At 47.0% G+C, this 16,931-nt stretch carries 13 protein-coding genes; 6 read left to right on the top strand and 7 right to left on the bottom strand.

From position 1 onward, the window contains the following. Nucleotides 1-56: 56 nt before the first annotated feature. From menD to K4A83_RS11555, 3 genes are read right to left on the bottom strand one after another with little or no spacing between them, the layout of a single operon-like run. Complete coding sequence (menD, locus tag K4A83_RS11565; protein ID WP_265264707.1) at nucleotides 57-1,775, bottom strand: 2-succinyl-5-enolpyruvyl-6-hydroxy-3-cyclohexene-1-carboxylic-acid synthase; 1,719 nt, start codon at nucleotides 1,773-1,775, stop codon at nucleotides 57-59. Beyond that, on the bottom strand, nucleotides 1,765-2,562 hold the full coding sequence (menH, locus tag K4A83_RS11560) for a 2-succinyl-6-hydroxy-2,4-cyclohexadiene-1-carboxylate synthase (protein WP_265264706.1): 798 nt from the start codon (nucleotides 2,560-2,562) through the stop codon (nucleotides 1,765-1,767). Before menH ends, menD begins: the two co-directional genes overlap by 11 nt. Beyond that, nucleotides 2,559-3,035 (bottom strand): SAM-dependent methyltransferase, encoded by a 477-nt coding sequence (locus K4A83_RS11555; protein ID WP_265264705.1) that lies wholly within the window; start codon nucleotides 3,033-3,035, stop codon nucleotides 2,559-2,561. Before K4A83_RS11555 ends, menH begins: the two co-directional genes overlap by 4 nt. A gap of 83 nt (nucleotides 3,036-3,118) precedes the next feature. Here K4A83_RS11555 and K4A83_RS11550 point away from each other — a divergent pair, with 83 nt between their 5' ends. Both K4A83_RS11550 and K4A83_RS11545 read left to right on the top strand, forming a co-directional pair. Next, nucleotides 3,119-3,256: a photosystem II reaction center protein K gene (locus K4A83_RS11550; protein ID WP_026079707.1), complete on the top strand. Its 138-nt coding sequence runs from the start codon at nucleotides 3,119-3,121 to the stop codon at nucleotides 3,254-3,256. 120 nt (nucleotides 3,257-3,376) lie between these two features. Further along, the gene (locus K4A83_RS11545; RefSeq protein WP_265264704.1) at nucleotides 3,377-6,784 is read left to right on the top strand and encodes a response regulator; all 3,408 of its coding nucleotides are present in this window, start codon (nucleotides 3,377-3,379) and stop codon (nucleotides 6,782-6,784) included. A gap of 231 nt (nucleotides 6,785-7,015) precedes the next feature. Here K4A83_RS11545 and K4A83_RS11540 read toward each other — a convergent pair whose 3' ends face one another. Beyond that, the gene (locus tag K4A83_RS11540) at nucleotides 7,016-8,002 is read right to left on the bottom strand and encodes an ankyrin repeat domain-containing protein (RefSeq protein WP_265264703.1); all 987 of its coding nucleotides are present in this window, start codon (nucleotides 8,000-8,002) and stop codon (nucleotides 7,016-7,018) included. A 146-nt stretch (nucleotides 8,003-8,148) separates the two neighbouring features. On the opposite strand from K4A83_RS11540, the gene K4A83_RS11535 reads away from it, so the two are divergent. Both K4A83_RS11535 and K4A83_RS11530 read left to right on the top strand, forming a co-directional pair. Next, entirely contained in the window at nucleotides 8,149-8,619 is a 471-nt protein-coding gene (locus K4A83_RS11535; protein WP_407810003.1) for a DUF4079 domain-containing protein, read from the top strand. 108 nt (nucleotides 8,620-8,727) lie between these two features. Beyond that, a complete protein-coding gene (locus K4A83_RS11530; RefSeq protein WP_265264701.1) occupies nucleotides 8,728-10,239 on the top strand; it encodes a UbiD family decarboxylase in 1,512 nt (503 codons plus the stop codon). 300 nt (nucleotides 10,240-10,539) lie between these two features. Here K4A83_RS11530 and K4A83_RS11525 read toward each other — a convergent pair whose 3' ends face one another. Together K4A83_RS11525 and K4A83_RS11520 are read right to left on the bottom strand one after the other, a co-directional pair. Then, complete coding sequence (locus K4A83_RS11525; RefSeq protein ID WP_265264700.1) at nucleotides 10,540-11,223, bottom strand: hypothetical protein; 684 nt, start codon at nucleotides 11,221-11,223, stop codon at nucleotides 10,540-10,542. A 61-nt stretch (nucleotides 11,224-11,284) separates the two neighbouring features. Further along, nucleotides 11,285-13,876: a DUF3536 domain-containing protein gene (locus K4A83_RS11520; RefSeq protein WP_265264699.1), complete on the bottom strand. Its 2,592-nt coding sequence runs from the start codon at nucleotides 13,874-13,876 to the stop codon at nucleotides 11,285-11,287. Between the two features lie 228 nt (nucleotides 13,877-14,104). Here K4A83_RS11520 and cax point away from each other — a divergent pair, with 228 nt between their 5' ends. Together cax and K4A83_RS11510 are read left to right on the top strand one after the other, a co-directional pair. Next, entirely contained in the window at nucleotides 14,105-15,199 is a 1,095-nt protein-coding gene (gene cax / locus K4A83_RS11515; protein ID WP_265264698.1) for a calcium/proton exchanger, read from the top strand. A gap of 106 nt (nucleotides 15,200-15,305) precedes the next feature. Next, nucleotides 15,306-15,878 carry a Uma2 family endonuclease gene (locus tag K4A83_RS11510; RefSeq protein ID WP_265264697.1) on the top strand — a complete coding sequence of 191 codons (573 nt, stop codon included), beginning with the start codon at nucleotides 15,306-15,308 and terminating at the stop codon, nucleotides 15,876-15,878. 20 nt (nucleotides 15,879-15,898) lie between these two features. Here the strand turns inward: K4A83_RS11510 and K4A83_RS11505 are convergent. Then, on the bottom strand, nucleotides 15,899-16,931 hold a 1,033-nt coding region (locus K4A83_RS11505; RefSeq protein WP_265264696.1), incomplete at its 5' end, for an AMP-binding protein.

Here is a 16,931-nt window from a genome sequence, read left to right as displayed (position 1 = left end):
AATCCTAAAAGCAGAATAATCTCTTATTCTATAACAGCAGATTTTCTGAGCAAGCCCTAGCTAGAAAGTACCTGAGAAAATAGGATTTTGCGGTAGTGGGCATCGGATTGACGCTGGGTGGGGAGGAGGAGGAGACGCACTCCGGAGGGGGGGAGGGGATTGAGGAGGGGGGGGAGTTGCTGCCAATGGGTGAGTGGGTGGCAGGGGATGCCGTAGGTGCTGGCGAGTTGTTGGAGATTGATGTTTTGGGGGGTGGCGAAATAGTCGGTGAAGGGGGGATCATATTGGGCGATGGGGAGCAATTCAAAGATGCCGCCCCCGTTGTTGGCGATCGCAATAATCGTTAAATGCCCCCTCAATTTCCCCTGTTGTAACAACCCGTTGGTATCATGCAGCAACGCTAAATCCCCCGTCACTAGGACTGTCGGACGGTTGCCGTGGGCAATCCCTAAAGCGGTGGAGACAATGCCATCAATCCCATTGGCCCCCCGGTTGAAAAAGGGCTGATACTCCTGGGGATTGGGTTGCCAAAAGTATTCCACATCTCGAACAGGTGTACTATTAGAAATAAAAATGGGGGTATGGGGGGGGAGGGTTTGGGAGAGTAACCAGGCTAACTTGCCCTCAAATAGGGTTTCTAAGGGGTCTAGGGTGGCGTTTAACTGGGTGTTAACCTGTTGATTGAGGGTTTGCCACTGGTGGAGGTAGGGGGAGGGAGAAGGGGGGAAATCTGGGTGTTGTAACTGTTCAACGGTGCAGGGGAGGGGGTGGGTGGGGTGGTGGAGGGGATCGAAGTTTTCCGGGTGAGGATCGAGAATCCAGCGGGGGGGCTGGTGTTGGGTGAGCCAAGTCCGCAAGACTTTACTGGTGGGGAGTTCGCCGATTTGGATCACTAAATCTGGCACCAGTTGATCGGCCCAGTGGGGGTGACGGAGGAGGGTGTCGTAGGTGGTGATGAGATGGGGATTGAGGGGGGCATAGTTGCGGAGGGGGGAGAGTCCTTCGGCCAAGACGGGAAACTGGAGGGTTTGGGCTAGATGAGCGATCGCCTGACAATAGACTTTCGGCTCTCTCGGTTGGGCTAATCCCCCAATAATCAAGCCTTTGGTCGCCTTCACCCAAGAGCTAGGATAGGCCACGGGGGATAAAGGGGGAGCGGCTGGGGGGCGAATATCCTCAAAAAAGGCGGCCTCATCCCACTGTTCCCCTAAAGGGAGTAAATCGGGATCACTAAGAGGGGCAAGGGGTTCACGGAAGGGCAGATTGAGATGAACTACCCCGCACTGGGGAAAATGCGATCGCCGCCAAGCGTGAACCATGGTTTGCCGCAGATAGTCCAACAAATCCCACTGGGGGAGGGCTAACTCCGTTTGCCAGTTAGGATAGTCCCCATAGAGACGAATCTGGTTAATGGTTTGCCCCGCGTGACAATGGCGCAATTCCGGGGGACGATCGGCCGTGAGAATGATTAAGGGAACATGACTCAAGGCCGCTTCAATCACAGCGGGGTAGAAATTCGCCCCCGCGGTGCCGGAGGTACAGATTAAGACCACAGATTGCCCCGTTTGTTTCGCTACCCCCAAGGCAAAAAAGGCCGCCGAACGTTCATCGAGGATGGAAATTGTCTCTAGGTGAGGGTGTTGGGCAAAGGCCACCGTCAGAGGAGCCGAACGAGATCCGGGGCAGGCGATCGCCGTCGTCAGGCCTAAACGATAGCAGGTTTCAGCAATAACAGAAGCCCAAAGGGTGTTAATGTTGCGAAAATCAAGGGGCATTCAAAAAAAGGCGGATTAATTCCACATACGAATTCACATTTTCCAGATGGATATTATGCCCACAGTTCTCCACCTGTTTCAACTGGGCCCCCGGACAAAGACGCGCCATTTCCTGATTAATCCCCTGAAATTTGGCATCTTGTTCCCCCACTAACAGCAACAAGGGGCGGTTATGATGGGGGAGCAAATCCCACAGGGGGGGCTGTACCCCCGTCCCCATATAGCGCAGGACTTGGGCTAACTGTTGGGGCTGATTCTGTAAGCGCCGTTGGAACATCGCCGGGAATTGGGGATGGTTACGCAGGGAAGCAAAGAGGGGATTTTGATACCACCTTTCGAGGAATTGGGCGAAATTAAGCTCAGTGAGCCGTTCAATGAGGTCAGCATCCTGTTGTCGCCGTTCTGCCCGTTCTCGGTGGGTTTTTAGGCCCGCAGAGGACGATTCTAGGATGACCTTGGGGAAAGATTGGGGGAAGTTTAGGGCAAGGTAGAGCGCTAGTCGTCCTCCTAGAGAATACCCCGCGAGGAAACAGGGGAGACGCTGGAGTTGAGTTAACAGGGTGATGATTCCTTGGGCCACTGAAGGAAAGCGGTAGTTTTCCCCATGGGGGGGGGTCTGGGTTTGCCCATGTCCGGGGAGATCCACGGTCAGACAATAATAATCTGAGGTGAGTTGTGCGATCGCCTCCTGAAAATCCTCCCCACTGCCCATAAAACCATGCAAGAACAATAGAGAAGGCTTTTCTGGATTGCCTTGGGTATTCACGGAGAAGGAGGAAGGACTCATGTCATGACCCAGAGATAAACGGTGGATTCTTCTTCCGAGTGGGGGAGGTGGATGACTTGCTGGGGGGGCCAGTCGTCCATGTCGAATTGATGGGAGAGGATGCGATCGCCTTTCTGCAATTGTTGGAACAGTTGAGGCCGCAGTTTTAGATTGAGGTGGGGCAGTAAATAAAGAATAACAACGGTTGCCGGGCGGAAATCTGTCTCGAATAAATCCTGTTGAATAAAGGTGACGCGATCCCCTACTCCCGCTTGGTTTGCCCTGATTTGGGCCTCAGTAAGGCGATCGCCATCTAGATCAATCCCCACCCCAGAACAACCATAACCCTCGGCCGCCCTAATCAAAAACCGACCATCCCCACAGCCCAAATCATAAACCACATCTTCAGCACAGAGTTGAGCCAGTTCTAGCATCACCTCCACAGCATCATCGGGGGTGGGAATATAGGCAATATCCGGTTTTCGTTCAGACATGGGGAATAGGGAATAGGGATCACGACTTATGTTAAAATTCTTGTCAATTCTGAAAACGCTGTATTGGAAAGGTCAATTAATCAATGAACATAGCAATGCTGTTGGCTGAACTACCCGAAGCTTACCGGATTTTCGACCCCCTCGTGGATGTTCTCCCCCTGATTCCCCTCTTTTTCCTCCTACTTGCCTTTGTGTGGCAAGCTGCCGTGGGTTTCAAATAAACTCCAATCTGAAAAACCAAATAATCAAAAGGGCATCTGCTTGACAGATGTCTTTTTTCATGGTCAGGGGTTAATCTGGATCAACAGCCCCCTAATATCCTCCTCTAATTTTACAAGTTTATGTCAGTTAAGTTATCCATTCGTTGGCTGACTCACCTCCTAGGTCACATTCCCCTAAGAGTAATCCTGATTGTCCCCTTCACCGTTCAGATTTTTGGGACAGTGGCCTTGATTGGCTGGTTTTCCTATCGCAACGGACAAAATGCTGTCACCACCTTAGCGGATCAACTCCGCAATCAGATTAGTGGTCAAATTTCCCAAACCTTAACCCATTATTTAGAACTTCCTCATAAAATTAATTCCCTAAATCAAGATATTTTGGATCTGGGTTTATTAGAAGTTAATGACTTAACCGGATTACAACAGCATTTTTGGCGACAAATGCAGCAATTCGACCAAATTAGTTACATCTATTTTGGCAATGAACAAGGGGAATATATCGGTATTGAACGCTGGGAAGACGGGGTTTTTCGCATAGAAGTAACTGACGAAAACACCAACGGCGATGGCTACACTTATCTAGCCGATGACCAAGGCAACCGCCAAGAATTAATTAAAATTACTCCTAATTATGACCCTAGAAGACGACCTTGGTATACTGTTCCTCGTAGCACCGGACAATCACTCTGGAGTGAGATTTACGCCTATTATTCCGAACCCAAATTAACCGTTAGTGCCAATCATCCTTATTTTAACCCAGAAGGGGAATTAAAAGGGGTTTTAGGGGCAGATTTAGTCCTCGCTGATATTAGTGAGTTTTTACGGCAGTTAACCATTAGTCCATCGGGACAAACCTTTATCTTAGAAACCTCGGGAAAATTAGTGGCAACTTCCACCAAGGAATTTCCTTTTTTAATTGATGAACAACAGAATCCACAACGTCTTGATGCTAAAACAAGTCAAGATTTAGTCACCCAGAAAACCACTGAATTTTTAAGCCAATATTTTGGTCATCTTAGCTCCATTAAAGCCAGTCAACATCTAGATTTTACCTTAAACCAAGAAACCCAATATATCCAAGTCGTTCCTTTTTCTGACCCTCGTGGCATTGATTGGATTATTGTGGTAGTTGTGCCAGAATCAGATTTTATGGCGGAAATTAATGCCAATCGACGCACGACAATTTTACTCTGTTTAGGGGCGTTAATCGTTGCGATCATTTTGGGCATTATTAGTACCCGTTGGATTACTCAACCCATTTTAGACTTAAAACAAGCTGCTTCCAGTCTTTCTGAAGGAGATTTTAGCCAAAATGTAGAGTTAGATCGTACTGATGAATTAGGGGTATTAGCCGCCGCCTTTAATCGGATGGCCCATCAACTTCAAGAATCCTTCCATACCTTAGAACAGAAGAACGCCGAATTGCAACAATTGAACCGTTTAAAGGACGAGTTTTTAGCCAATACTTCCCATGAATTACGCACCCCTTTAAATGGTATTATTGGGTTAGCAGAATCCTTAATTGATGGGGCGACAGGAGAGTTGCCCGAGGAAACTAAAACGAATTTAGCCATGATTTCAGCCAGTGGTCAACGGCTCTCTAATTTAGTCAATGACTTGTTAGATTTTTCTAAGTTACGCCATCATCGCCTAGATTTACAAATTAAGTCGGTGAATCTTAAATCTATTGCTGAAATAGTCTTGAAATTATCTCACCCTTTAGTTCAAGGCAAACCCATTGAGTTACAAAATAAGATTACAGACGATTTACCTTTATCGGCAGCAGATGAGAACCGATTACAGCAGATTTTATATAATTTGATTGGCAATGCCATTAAGTTTACCCAACAAGGTGAGGTAGCTATTTCAGCAAAAGTATTAACTGATACAGATATTGTCATTGAAAGTCAAGATTATTTAGCGACTTTAATTCAACCCAATGGTTGTTTAGCGATTACGATTTCTGATACAGGAATTGGTATCTCGGCGGATAAAGTTGAGCGCATTTTTGAGGCTTTTGAGCAGGGAGATGGTTCAACGGCAAGAGCCTATGGGGGAACGGGTTTAGGCTTGGCAGTCACACAACAGTTAGTTGAATTACATGGGGGAAAAATTACGGTTATTTCTCAAGTAGATGAGGGATCAGAATTTACCTTTACCTTACCCATTGCACTGGATCAAAAATTACCCCAAGGAGGGGAAAATTTTGCTCAAACTCAGGGAAGTATTATCTCTAAATTAACTGAAAGTGAACCCTCAGAAGTCACGGCATCAGACTTATCTTTGTTGGTGTCTGAAATTCAGTCCATCACAGCAACTGAAATGGAGGAAAGGGAGGAAGAACTCAAAATTTTAATTGTTGATGATGAGCCGGTTAATTTACAGGTTTTAAGAAATAATCTATCTCTACAAAATTATTCAATTACCCAAGCAACGGATGGTTTAGAAGCTTTACAAATTATTGAAAATGGTTTTGTGCCGGATTTAATGTTATTGGATGTGATGATGCCGCGCATGACGGGCTATGAGGTTAGTCAAAAAATACGGGAGAAGTTTTTACCAAGTGAGTTACCCATTGTGATGCTAACCGCTAAAAATCAGGTGACTGATTTGGTGGAAGGATTTGGCGCGGGAGCTAATGATTATTTAACTAAACCTTTTTCTAAAAACGAACTACTTGCCCGAATTAAAACTCATATTAATTTAGCTAAAATTACAGCAGCTTATGGTCGTTTTGTTCCCCATGACTTCTTACATTTTTTGGGTTATGAAAGTATTTTGGATGTGAAATTAGGCGATCATATTCAAAAGGAAATGAGTATTTTATTTACGGATATTCGTTCATTTACAACTCTTTCTGAGGGGATGTCTCCCGAGGAGAATTTTAACTTTATTAACCGTTATTTGAGTTTAGTAAGTCCGGCTATTCGGGATAATAATGGGTTTATTGATAAGTATATTGGGGATGCCATTATGGCACTGTTTACGCAGTCGGTGGATGATGCGGTGCAGGGTGCGATCGCCTTACAAGGACGAGTGAAGGTATTTAATCAGGAACAGTGCGATCGCGGACATCCCCCCATTACCATCGGTATCGGTATCCATACCGGGACATTGATGTTAGGTACCATCGGGGAAAAGCAACGCATGGAAAGCACGGTAATCGCCGATGCCGTTAATTTAGCCTCCCGTTTAGAGGGATTAACCAAACTCTATCGCGCCAATATTTTGATTAGTGGCACTGTCTTTAGTCAATTAACAGATATTGGTCAATATGATTATCGTTTTGTAGATCGGGTGCGGGTGAAAGGGAAAAACGCCCCTGTGGCCGTGTTTGAGGTCTTTAATGGCGATAATCCCCCCCAGCGTAACCTGAAAAGGCAAACTAAAACTCAGGTTGAACAGGCTGTTGTTTTGTACTATCAAGGGCATTTAGCCCAAGCGGAATCGTTATTACGCGAGATTGCAGAGATTAATCCCGAGGATGGTTTAGTCCATTTTTATCTCCAGCGTATCAGCAAGCCCTAGCTAGAGCTTGGGGAGCAGGGGAGTGGGGAATTGACAATTGACAATTGACAATTATTTCCGACACCCGATTCCACTTCGACTAAGCTCAGTGACCACCGACTCCCGATTCCCGATTCCCGACACCCGACTCCTGACTCCCGTTCGCGTAGCGTTCCAAAGGAATGCTCTTGACTTCTAACTTTGGGTCTTAACTTGTCAAGATTGCCCCACGCCTTGAGGCTGGGGAAGATGTCACTCTGTAACTCCGAATTCTTGGAGCAGTTCAATCATCTCAGGGGAATGATCAAATTGGGCAATGCCTAAAACAGTGTAGCCGCCCTTGTTTTTAAGCTTGACATTCACTTGCTGGGTTTCTAACAATAGGCGCACGGCTTCGGTATGGCCACGATGGGTAGACCACATCAGGGCGGTGGCTCCGGTGTTGTCTTGTAAGTTGAGGTCGGCTCCGGCTTGGATGAGGATTTTTAGGGTTTCAATATCTCCTTGTTCGGCGGCGGTCATGAGGACAGTGCGACCATTGGGAAGGCTGGTATTGGGGGAGGCTCCGGCTTGGAGTAAACGCTGCACCAGTTGGGTATTTTGGGAGTCTACGGCGAGGGTGAGGGCGGTTTCCCCGGAACTGACTAGGTTAAAGTCGGCCCCCTGTTTGAGCAGTAGATCAACAATGCCGTGATGACCTTGGAGGACGGCGAGAATCAGGGGGGTATCGCCAAATTGGTTGATGACGTTGACGGCGGCTCCTTGGCTGAGGAGTCGTTCTACTATGACTTGATGACCTTCCATGGTGGCATAGTGCAGGGCGGTTTCTCCGTCTTCGTCGGTGGCGTTGACATTTACGCCTAGGCTGAGGAGGTATTCCACTAGGTCGATATGTCCCCCACTGGCGGCGGCTTGGAGTGCTATGGGCCAGTGAATGGGGTCTACACCTTGGGCGATCAGGGTTTTAACGAGGTTGAAATGGCCCTGTTCGGCGGCGAGGGTGAGGGCGCTTTCTCCATCGGGATTGACGGTGTTTAGGGGTGCGCCTGCCTCAATTAGCTGTTGTGCGATCGCCTCTTGACCTTGATAGGCCGCAATCATGAGCGGGGTAGTGCGATCGCGCTCATCCCACACTTCCAAATTCGCCCCTAAGGTCAGTGCCGCTCGAATTTGCTCGGAGTTCCCCTGCTGAACGGCTTGCAGTAAAAGAACATCTAGATTTTTCGGATCGTTGGTCATGCGATTTCCACCATTAATTGCCCCAATAAGCTGTATTTTGCCCTATTTTCCCGGTTTCACACAGAAGAGAATGGCCGATTGATTCCAAAATGTAAACATTATGTTAAGTTTAATAACATTAGTCATGCTTATCAAATAGACCCGTAATGATCATGGATATTCCAGAACCGCTTAAAATCTACTCGCAATTTTTCCATCCTGCTTTGATGTGGATTCTACTGGCCCTCACCGTTTACGCTCTGTATTTAGGGGTACAGATTCGTCGCACTCGTAGTGCTGACAAGGAAGAGCGTAAAGAATTAGTGAAAAAGAATTTCAATAGTAAACATCATATTGTGGGGTCTGTCATCTTAGCCTTCATGGTTTTAGGCACTATTGGCGGGATGGCTGTCACCTATATTAACAACGGCAAGTTATTTGTCGGCCCCCACCTCCTCGCGGGATTAGGGATGACGGGCATGATTGCTGTATCGGCCTCCCTTGTGCCGTTTATGCAGAAGGGTAATGATATCGCCCGTTATACCCATATTTCCCTCAATGTAGCGTTGTTAGGTCTATTCAGTTGGCAGGCTTTCACGGGGGTGCAAATTCTGCAACGAATTATCAGTAATTTTTGACATCCTCTCCACGCATAATCTTTGATTGGCGTGGAGATTCCCCCTGTTCCGCGATAAGTGTAGCCCCACAAACGCCTATGATGGAGAAAAAAGGTAATTTAAGAAACTATGGCTAGAGATTTAAGGGGGTTTATCCAACTCCTAGAAGACCGGGGACAACTACATCGCATCAAAACAGAAGTTGATCCGGATTTAGAAATTGCTGAAATTGCGAATCGGATGTTACAAATTGGGGGACCCGGACTCCTGTTTGAGAAGGTCAAGGGGTCTAACTTTCCCGTGGCTGTGAACTTAATGGGAACCGTTGAACGCATTTGTTGGGCGATGAAGATGGAAAAACCCGAGGAGTTGGAGGAGTTGGGGAAAAAGTTGGGGATGCTACAACAACCGAAACCTCCGAAAAAACTCGCTCAAGCGGTGGATTTTGGCAAAATTTTGTTTGATGTGGTCAAGGCTAAACCGGGGCGTAGTTTTTTCCCTCCTTGCCACCAGGTGGTGGTGGAAGGGGAGGATCTCGATTTAAGGCAATTGCCTTTGATTCGTCCTTATCCGGGGGATGCGGGGAAAATTATCACCTTGGGATTAGTGATTACTAAGGATGTGGAAACCGGAACCCCTAATGTGGGGGTGTATCGGTTGCAATTGCAGTCTAAAAATACCATGACGGTTCATTGGTTGTCCGTGCGCGGGGGGGCGAGACACCTGCGCAAGGCGGCTCAAGCGGGGAAACCGTTAGAAATTGCGATCGCCCTCGGTGTGGATCCTTTAATCATTATGGCGGCCGCGACCCCCATTCCGGTAGATTTATCAGAATGGCTCTTTGCCGGGCTGTATGGTGGCTCTGGGGTGCAATTGGCGAAATGTAAAACCGTGGATCTCGAAGTTCCGGCCGACTCGGAATTTGTCCTAGAAGGCACCATTACCCCCGGTGAAATGTTGCCCGATGGCCCTTTTGGGGATCATATGGGGTACTACGGGGGGGTGGAAGATTCCCCCTTGATTCGTTTTCATACCCTCACCCATCGCCAAGATCCCATTTATTTAACTACCTTTAGCGGTCGTCCTCCGAAAGAAGAGGCAATGATGGCGATCGCACTCAACCGCATTTATACCCCCATCCTCCGGCAACAAGTCCCAGAAATTACCGATTTTTTCCTCCCGATGGAAGCCCTAAGTTATAAAGCGGCCATCATCTCCATCGATAAAGCCTATCCCGGACAAGCCAAACGCGCCGCCCTTGCCTTCTGGAGTGCCTTACCCCAATTCACCTACACCAAATTTGTGATTGTCGTAGATCAAGACATCAACATCCGAGATCCCCGTCAAGTCGTTTGGGCCATTAGTTCTAAAGTCGATCCCTCCCGAGATGTGTTTATCCTCCCCGAAACGCCCTTTGATACCCTCGACTTTGCCAGCGAGAAAATCGGTTTAGGAGGACGCATGGGCATTGATGCCACCACTAAAATCCCCCCCGAAACTTCCCACGAATGGGGCGAAGTTTTAGAATCTGATCCCACAATGGCCGCCCAAGTCGAGCGTCGTTGGGCTGAATACGGCCTAGGAGATATTGCTTTCACAGAAGTTGATCCCAATCTCTTCGGCTACGATATTAAGCTTTAAGCTTTCCCCTCCTTCCCAAGGGGGACTTAAGCTTTAAGCTTTCCCCTCCTTCCCAAGGGGGACTTAAGCTTTAAGCTTTCCCCTCCTTCCCAAGGGGGACTTAAGCTTTAAGCTTTCCCCCCCTTCCCAAAGGGGACTTAAGCTTTAAGCTTTCCCCTCCTTCCCAAGGGGGACTTAAGCTTTAAGCTTTCCCCTCCTTCCCAAAGGGGACTTAAGCTTTAAGCTTTCCCCCCCTTCCCAAAGGGGACTTAAGCTTTAAGCTTTCCCCCCCTTCCAAAGGGGGGCTAGGGGGGATAATCCTTAACTTTTCCCTCTAGAGATCATCTGCTTAGAATCAGAGTTCATTAACACTTGCTGAATTTCCTGCAACAGTTGATTCTCTTCTTGTCGCAATTGTGCCAAACGACTGAGCAGTTGCTCTAACTTTTCCGGTTGACGGGGACGATCAAAAATCAGAGCTTCTAATTCATGAGTGCTATTATTGCCCCGAGAACCTTTCCATAGGAGTTGTAACAAACCCCCCACTAACACCCCCGGGAGGGCAAAGAGTTTTAAGCAGAAGGTTTTCACCACACTACTAATCGCTTGAAATAATCCCCCCGCCAACGCGAGTACAATCACCAACAACAAAAGCGTCAGTAGGGGATGGTGACTAAACCAGAGGAGTTTCGGGTGAGTCCGTAGGAGGGTTCTAAATTGGTTCGCGAAAATCGTTTCTAAGGCATTAGTGAGTGCGGTTTGTAGTTGACTGGCTTCTTGGAAACTTTGGGCGATCGCATTTTTCGTCTGTTCCGTCGAGTTTACCACTTGGGTTAAGGTTTGACTGGCATTGTCCAACAGATTCGTTTTCGTCGTAGTTAGCGTGTTGAGCGTTACCTCAGTTTGTTGGCTGAGAGTTTGCTTTAAGGTTTCCGCTTGATTGTTTAACGTGGTTTGGGTTTGTTCCCAAGTTTCAGTCAGACGGTTCAGGAGAGCGAACAGCATAGATAATTTCAAAAGGACTTTTCCCGAAAATTACCACAAAATTGATAATTGATGATTAATTTCATCCAACTTGTAACCAAGGTTTTACATCGACACCTAAACATTTCCCTAAGCGTAATAAAGCGGCAACTTGAGCGGGATTGGGGGGTTTACTGTCTTGATCTAATTTACTGTCGGTGTTCACACATTGGGGGACAATGCGATGATGGAGATAGCTAAAATAGCGTTCTTGCACCCGATCAAAAGATAACCCGAGTTTCATTTGTTCTGTGACATGGATGAGACGTTCTAGGCGATCGCACTCTTCCACTAAGGTATCCGAGGGACACTCGGCCAGTAAACGGATTAAGAGGTCTAAACATAACCCTTCTAAAGTGGGGTTAACTTCGGGAAGACTCAAGGCACAGCGCATATTTTCCGCTTCCGTTGCGATCGCCTCCAACTCAGACAAACTATTATCAATCAACGGGGGATCACTCACCACCTGAGTTAAACGCTGAATTCCCCCCTTAGCGCGGTGAGACAGAGAAATTTCCGCCGCCACTTGTAATTCTTGGGGAACAGGCAACTCCTCCCGATGGAAAGCGCGCAAAATGCTGTAATTATCCCGATAGACCTGGCTATAAATCTGATCCAAACTGGTGCGAGTTTGTTCAGTAATTTGGCGAATAATCCACTGACGTTCCTCCGCGAACAGATTTTCTAAATCAAAGGATTGATCGCCAAAAACCTGCGTCATGGCCACCATCATTTTAGCTACACTGGCATGAGTTAAGGCCTCAAATAACTTATCTTTAATTTTGTGGTAGGCTAAACGTCCCGTAAACGGTTGAATACAGCAGTGGAAGTCCCAGCCTCCCAAATGCAACACCGCAAACGTAAACTCACTACTTTCCCAAGTAATCTTAGAACTCAGGTTTAAATACCCCACCGCCAAGGTCAAAGCACCCATCTGTTGCCGTTGATAGTCCAGTTGGGTAGCCCGGTAACAATAAACCTTGTCTTGGGGTTGATAGGTGGTAAATAGGGAAGTAATAGCATAATGAGCGGCCACCTGTTCAAAGGGGATGCGGGCTGGAACCACCAGTTGATCATAAATCACCTGACCATTACGGAAACTCTCCACATTACTGGGGGCGCTGGTCAACTTTTGGCGAAATTCCGGTTCTAGTTGCACCCCAGCCACCTCGCCCGCCAATTCTATAGCACGGGCGGCATAGCGGAGAATTTGCACCCCTTCAGGACGGGAAATTTCTTCAAAAAACCAGCCACAACTGGTAAACATCAACAGACTATGACGCGCCATTTCCAATAGACGCAAGGCATCCACCTGTTCATTGGCACTGAGGGGGTGGTGTTGGTGACGATAGAGGAAATTCATGATCGCCTCTGGGGTGCGATCGCGAATCACCTCAATATAATCATCTCGTGTCAACCAAGGATCATGGAAAAAGTCCGCCCCCTTGGCCTCATAAATCTCCGTTAACTCATCCCGCAACCAATTCAGCGCCTCTCGCAGAGGTTTCCGCCATTTTTGATGCCATTCGCCCCCACCCCCACAACCACAGTCATCTTGCCACCGATCTACTCCATGACTACAACTCCAAGCCGTGACAGGTTTTAATTCTACTTCCCAAGTGGGGGGATGTAGGGAGAGATAATGGGCGAAATTCGTAGGAATCCAACCCCGTTGAGCAAATTCCGTCTGGAAACAATAGGCTAGACACTTCTCGGTTCCCCCTTTGTGGTGGCCGAAGGTTTCCCCGTCGGTGGCCACACAAATCAACTGAGTCGGCCGATGATCTCCCCGCACCGCTTGGCCTAAACGACCACAGAAATTATAGGCGCTAGTCAAGAGAACATCATCAAACCCCATATCATTGGAAATCGGACCATCGTAGAAAAAGATGTCAATGTGGCGACCATCTTCGATAAAACAACGATAGGGGCGAGTGGGATCAATTTGTCCCCCTCCCACTTCCAACCATTCGGGATTCGGTTCTTCCTCTGTGGGGAAGGGACGACAACTTTCTGCTTGAGAGGGGGCGAGAATAATAAACTGAATGCCCTCGTCAATTAAGGCCTTTAACGTGGGGTAATCTACGGCCGTTTCCGCTAACCACATCCCCTCGGGATCTCGTCCAAAGTGAGAACGAAAATCCGCCTTTCCCCAACGGATTTGGGTGTATTTATCCCGCTCGTTGGCCAGAGGCATAATGATGTGATTATACACTTGGGCGATCGCATTCCCATGTCCCCCCAACCGTTCCCCACTATTACGATCCGCCTCCACAATCCCCTCATACACCTCCGGATCATGGCGTTCCAGCCACGACATCAACGTAGCCCCCACATTAAAACTCAAATACTCAAAATTGTTAACAATCCCCAACACATCCCCCTGTTCACTCACAATCCGAGCAAACACATTGGGACGATAACACTCATAATTAATCCGTTCATTCCAATCATGATAGGGATAAGCACTCCCTTGGCGTTCAATCGCATCTAAATAAGGATTTTCCCGAGGCGGCTGGTAAAAATGCCCATGTACCGTAATATAAACCCCCGTCGTCTTCCGTAAAGTATCCAAGTCATACTTCACATTCAAAAGAGCAGAAGATTGTCCCGAAGCGATTTGAGCGGCAGTCATATTATCACCTAATTCTAAATACAAACATGGACAGTGCAGAGAACGTAAAAACAAAAACCTACATTTTCCAATAAAGCGCAAACTCTCCAGAATCCGCATCATTTCTTCAAAAAATTAAGAACTTATTCATATTTCGAGATAAAAAAAGCCCCCAAATCACCCTAGTCAGTCCGTGCCAGAACTGAGTATGATTAATCAGAGGACTTTTACACCCCCTCGTAACAAAATATGAACAAAATTCTTTACAGTTTGTTAATTTTTATCCCCATTTCCCTTGCCGCACATTTCTTGGGATGGGGGGCTGAAGTGACATTTATCACCGCCGGACTCGGTATTATTCCCCTTGCCGCCTTAATGGGAACCGCCACCGAAGAAATCGCCGTAGTTGTCGGACCCAATTTAGGGGGACTCCTCAACGCCACTTTTGGCAATGCTACTGAATTAATTATCGCCCTCGTAGCCCTCAAAAGTGGCCTAGTAGAAGTAGTCAAAGCAACCATTACCGGATCAGTGATTAGTAACCTATTATTAGTCATGGGTTTTGCCATGTTATTAGGAGGTTTCCGTTACAAAGAACAGGAATTTCAACCCACAGCCGCCCGCTTAAATGCCTCTTCTATGAACCTCGCCGTGATTGCCTTATTAATCCCAACGGCTGTTGAATATACTTCTTCAGGCGTGGGACAATCAACCATACAAACCCTCTCCGTTGCCGTAGCCATTGTTTTAATTATTGTCTATGTTTTGACTTTGGTTTTTTCCATGAAAACCCATGCTTATCTCTATGATGTTGGCGTGGCAGATTTGGAAACTGAACAGCAAGAAGGGGAAGACGAGCAGGAAAAACCAAATCTCCTTTTATGGGTGGGAATTTTATTAGTTGTCACCCTACTCGTTGCCGTAGAATCCGAGTTTTTAGTAGACTCCCTTGAAGAAGCAACCAGCAGTTTAGGCCTCAGCGCCCTGTTTACCGGGGTGATTTTACTGCCCATTATTGGCAACGCCGCAGAACACGCCACAGCCGTTACAGTGGCGATGAAAAACAAAATGGATTTATCCGTGTCTGTGGCAATGGGTTCGAGTTTACAAATTGCCCTGTTTGTTGCCCCTGTTTTAGTTATTGCAGGCTGGATTATTGGTCAACCAATGGATTTAAACTTTAATCCCTTTGAATTAGTGGCTGTGGCGGTATCCGTTTTAATTGCCAATTCCATTAGTTCAGATGGTCAATCCAATTGGTTAGAAGGGGGGTTATTGTTAGCCACTTACTTAGTGTTAGGGTTTGCCTTTTTCTTCCATCCTGTCGTAGAAGGTTTAGGTTAAACGTGAGTGTAAACGGTTGGCAGTTGCCCACTGTTTTAGTTCAGGATAATGGTATCCACTTTGTCTGCTGAGATATCCTAAAAAACCTCGTATCAGATTTTCTTGAATGAACAGCTTAACTCTAAATACGGACGCACTCCATCTTGACGATGAGCAGTTTTTCCAACTTTGTCAGGATAACCGCGACTTACAATTTGAACGCAACGCTAACGGAACTCTGATGATTATGCCCCCTACTGGTGGTGAAACCGGACGTCGTAATTTTGAACTCTGTTTAGAATTGGGATTGTGGAATCGTCAGACGCAACGGGGAATTGCCTTTGACTCCTCAACAGGTTTCAAACTCCCCAATGGGGCCAACCGTTCCCCTGATGCAGCTTGGATTCCCCAGGAACGCTGGGAGGGGTTGACGACTGAGGAAAAACGGGGATTTTTGCCCCTTTGTCCTGATTTTGTTGTGGAATTGCGCTCTCCCAGCGATGCGTTGACTCAGTTACAGGGGAAAATGCAAGAATATGTAGAGAATGGCACTCGTCTGGGTTGGTTGATTGACCTAAGTTCTCGGACAGTCCACATTTATCGTCCTCAGCAATCGGTGGAGGTGGTGAATTCGCCGCTAGAGTTGTCGGGTGAGGGGGTTTTGCCGGGGTTGATCTTGAATTGCGATCGCCTCTGGTAAGCTTGATTGTATATCTGGGGTCAAATCTGGGTCAATATATGAGTTGCCCACTGTTTGAGTTTAGGATAGTTGATTTTCCCTTGGGCATTGCGGGGGATATTTTCTCTCTCTAACCAACGTTTGGGATGTTTAAAGGGACTTAATAAGGGGTCAATTTTGGCCTGAATGATTTCTGGGGTAATATCTCTTGATTTGGGGACATAAATGGCGGTAACAATTTGTCCCCATTTGGCATCGGGTAGCCCAATAACACACACATCCTCTACGCAGTTGGTTTGAAAAATAACTTGTTCAATTTCTGCGGGAAAAACATTCTCGCCTCCGGTAATAATCTTTTGACTATTGCGCCCTAATATTGATAAATATCCCCCGGGGTCAATGTTGCCGAGGTCATCGGTGACAAAGAGTTTGACTTGTTCTTTTCCCTGGGGATAGTATCCCCAATAAAGGGCGGAACTTTCAATCTGAATGATAGGGTTTTGGGGGGATTTTAAGGTGATTTTGGCGTGGGATAAGGTTTGACCACTACACCAGATTTTGTTTAGGAAGTCATGGGGTTTTAATGTGGCAATTTGGGCGGCGGTTTCGGTCATGCCATAGGTTAAGGCGAGGTTGATTTTATGATTATAGGCTTGCTCTAGGAGGGCGTTGGGGGTGGGTGCGCCTCCGACTAATACGGTTTTAAATTGCTGTAACCAGTGGGGATTTTTGTCTAAGATAAATTGCAGTTGGGTGGGGACAAGGGAAATAAAAAAGTCTTGCCAGTTTTGGCTTAAAAGGGGTGAGGAATGGTTATTGTTGGTTAGGGCTTTTTTAAGGTCGGAATAATCATAAATAACAAGTTTTCCTTGAGTTAAAAATGCTCTTAATCCTTGCATTAATCCACTAACATGATATAATGGAAGCAGGCATAAACTACAGACAGGTTGCTGATTAAAGTATTGATAAAAACCCTCTACGGCGTGGGTTAAGGTGTTCCAAGTATGAATCGCAAAACGGGTTTTTCCGGATGATCCTCCGGTGGGGATCATGATGGCTTGGGGGGGGAGTTGG

Source organism: Spirulina subsalsa FACHB-351, from assembly GCF_026130165.1.
Lineage (GTDB): Bacteria > Cyanobacteriota > Cyanobacteriia > Cyanobacteriales > Spirulinaceae > Spirulina_A > Spirulina_A subsalsa_A.
This window is presented reverse-complemented; position numbering and strand designations above follow the sequence as displayed.

Coding starts and splice junctions, on each gene's coding strand:
- menD (WP_265264707.1), bottom strand. CDS start 1,775: ATGCCCCTTGATTTTCGCAACATTAACACCCTTTGGGCTTCTGTTATT.
- menH (WP_265264706.1), bottom strand. CDS start 2,562: ATGAGTCCTTCCTCCTTCTCCGTGAATACCCAAGGCAATCCAGAAAAG.
- K4A83_RS11555 (WP_265264705.1), bottom strand. CDS start 3,035: ATGTCTGAACGAAAACCGGATATTGCCTATATTCCCACCCCCGATGAT.
- K4A83_RS11550 (WP_026079707.1), top strand. CDS start 3,119: ATGAACATAGCAATGCTGTTGGCTGAACTACCCGAAGCTTACCGGATT.
- K4A83_RS11545 (WP_265264704.1), top strand. CDS start 3,377: ATGTCAGTTAAGTTATCCATTCGTTGGCTGACTCACCTCCTAGGTCAC.
- K4A83_RS11540 (WP_265264703.1), bottom strand. CDS start 8,002: ATGACCAACGATCCGAAAAATCTAGATGTTCTTTTACTGCAAGCCGTT.
- K4A83_RS11535 (WP_407810003.1), top strand. CDS start 8,149: ATGATCATGGATATTCCAGAACCGCTTAAAATCTACTCGCAATTTTTC.
- K4A83_RS11530 (WP_265264701.1), top strand. CDS start 8,728: ATGGCTAGAGATTTAAGGGGGTTTATCCAACTCCTAGAAGACCGGGGA.
- K4A83_RS11525 (WP_265264700.1), bottom strand. CDS start 11,223: ATGCTGTTCGCTCTCCTGAACCGTCTGACTGAAACTTGGGAACAAACC.
- K4A83_RS11520 (WP_265264699.1), bottom strand. CDS start 13,876: ATGACTGCCGCTCAAATCGCTTCGGGACAATCTTCTGCTCTTTTGAAT.
- cax (WP_265264698.1), top strand. CDS start 14,105: ATGAACAAAATTCTTTACAGTTTGTTAATTTTTATCCCCATTTCCCTT.
- K4A83_RS11510 (WP_265264697.1), top strand. CDS start 15,306: ATGAACAGCTTAACTCTAAATACGGACGCACTCCATCTTGACGATGAG.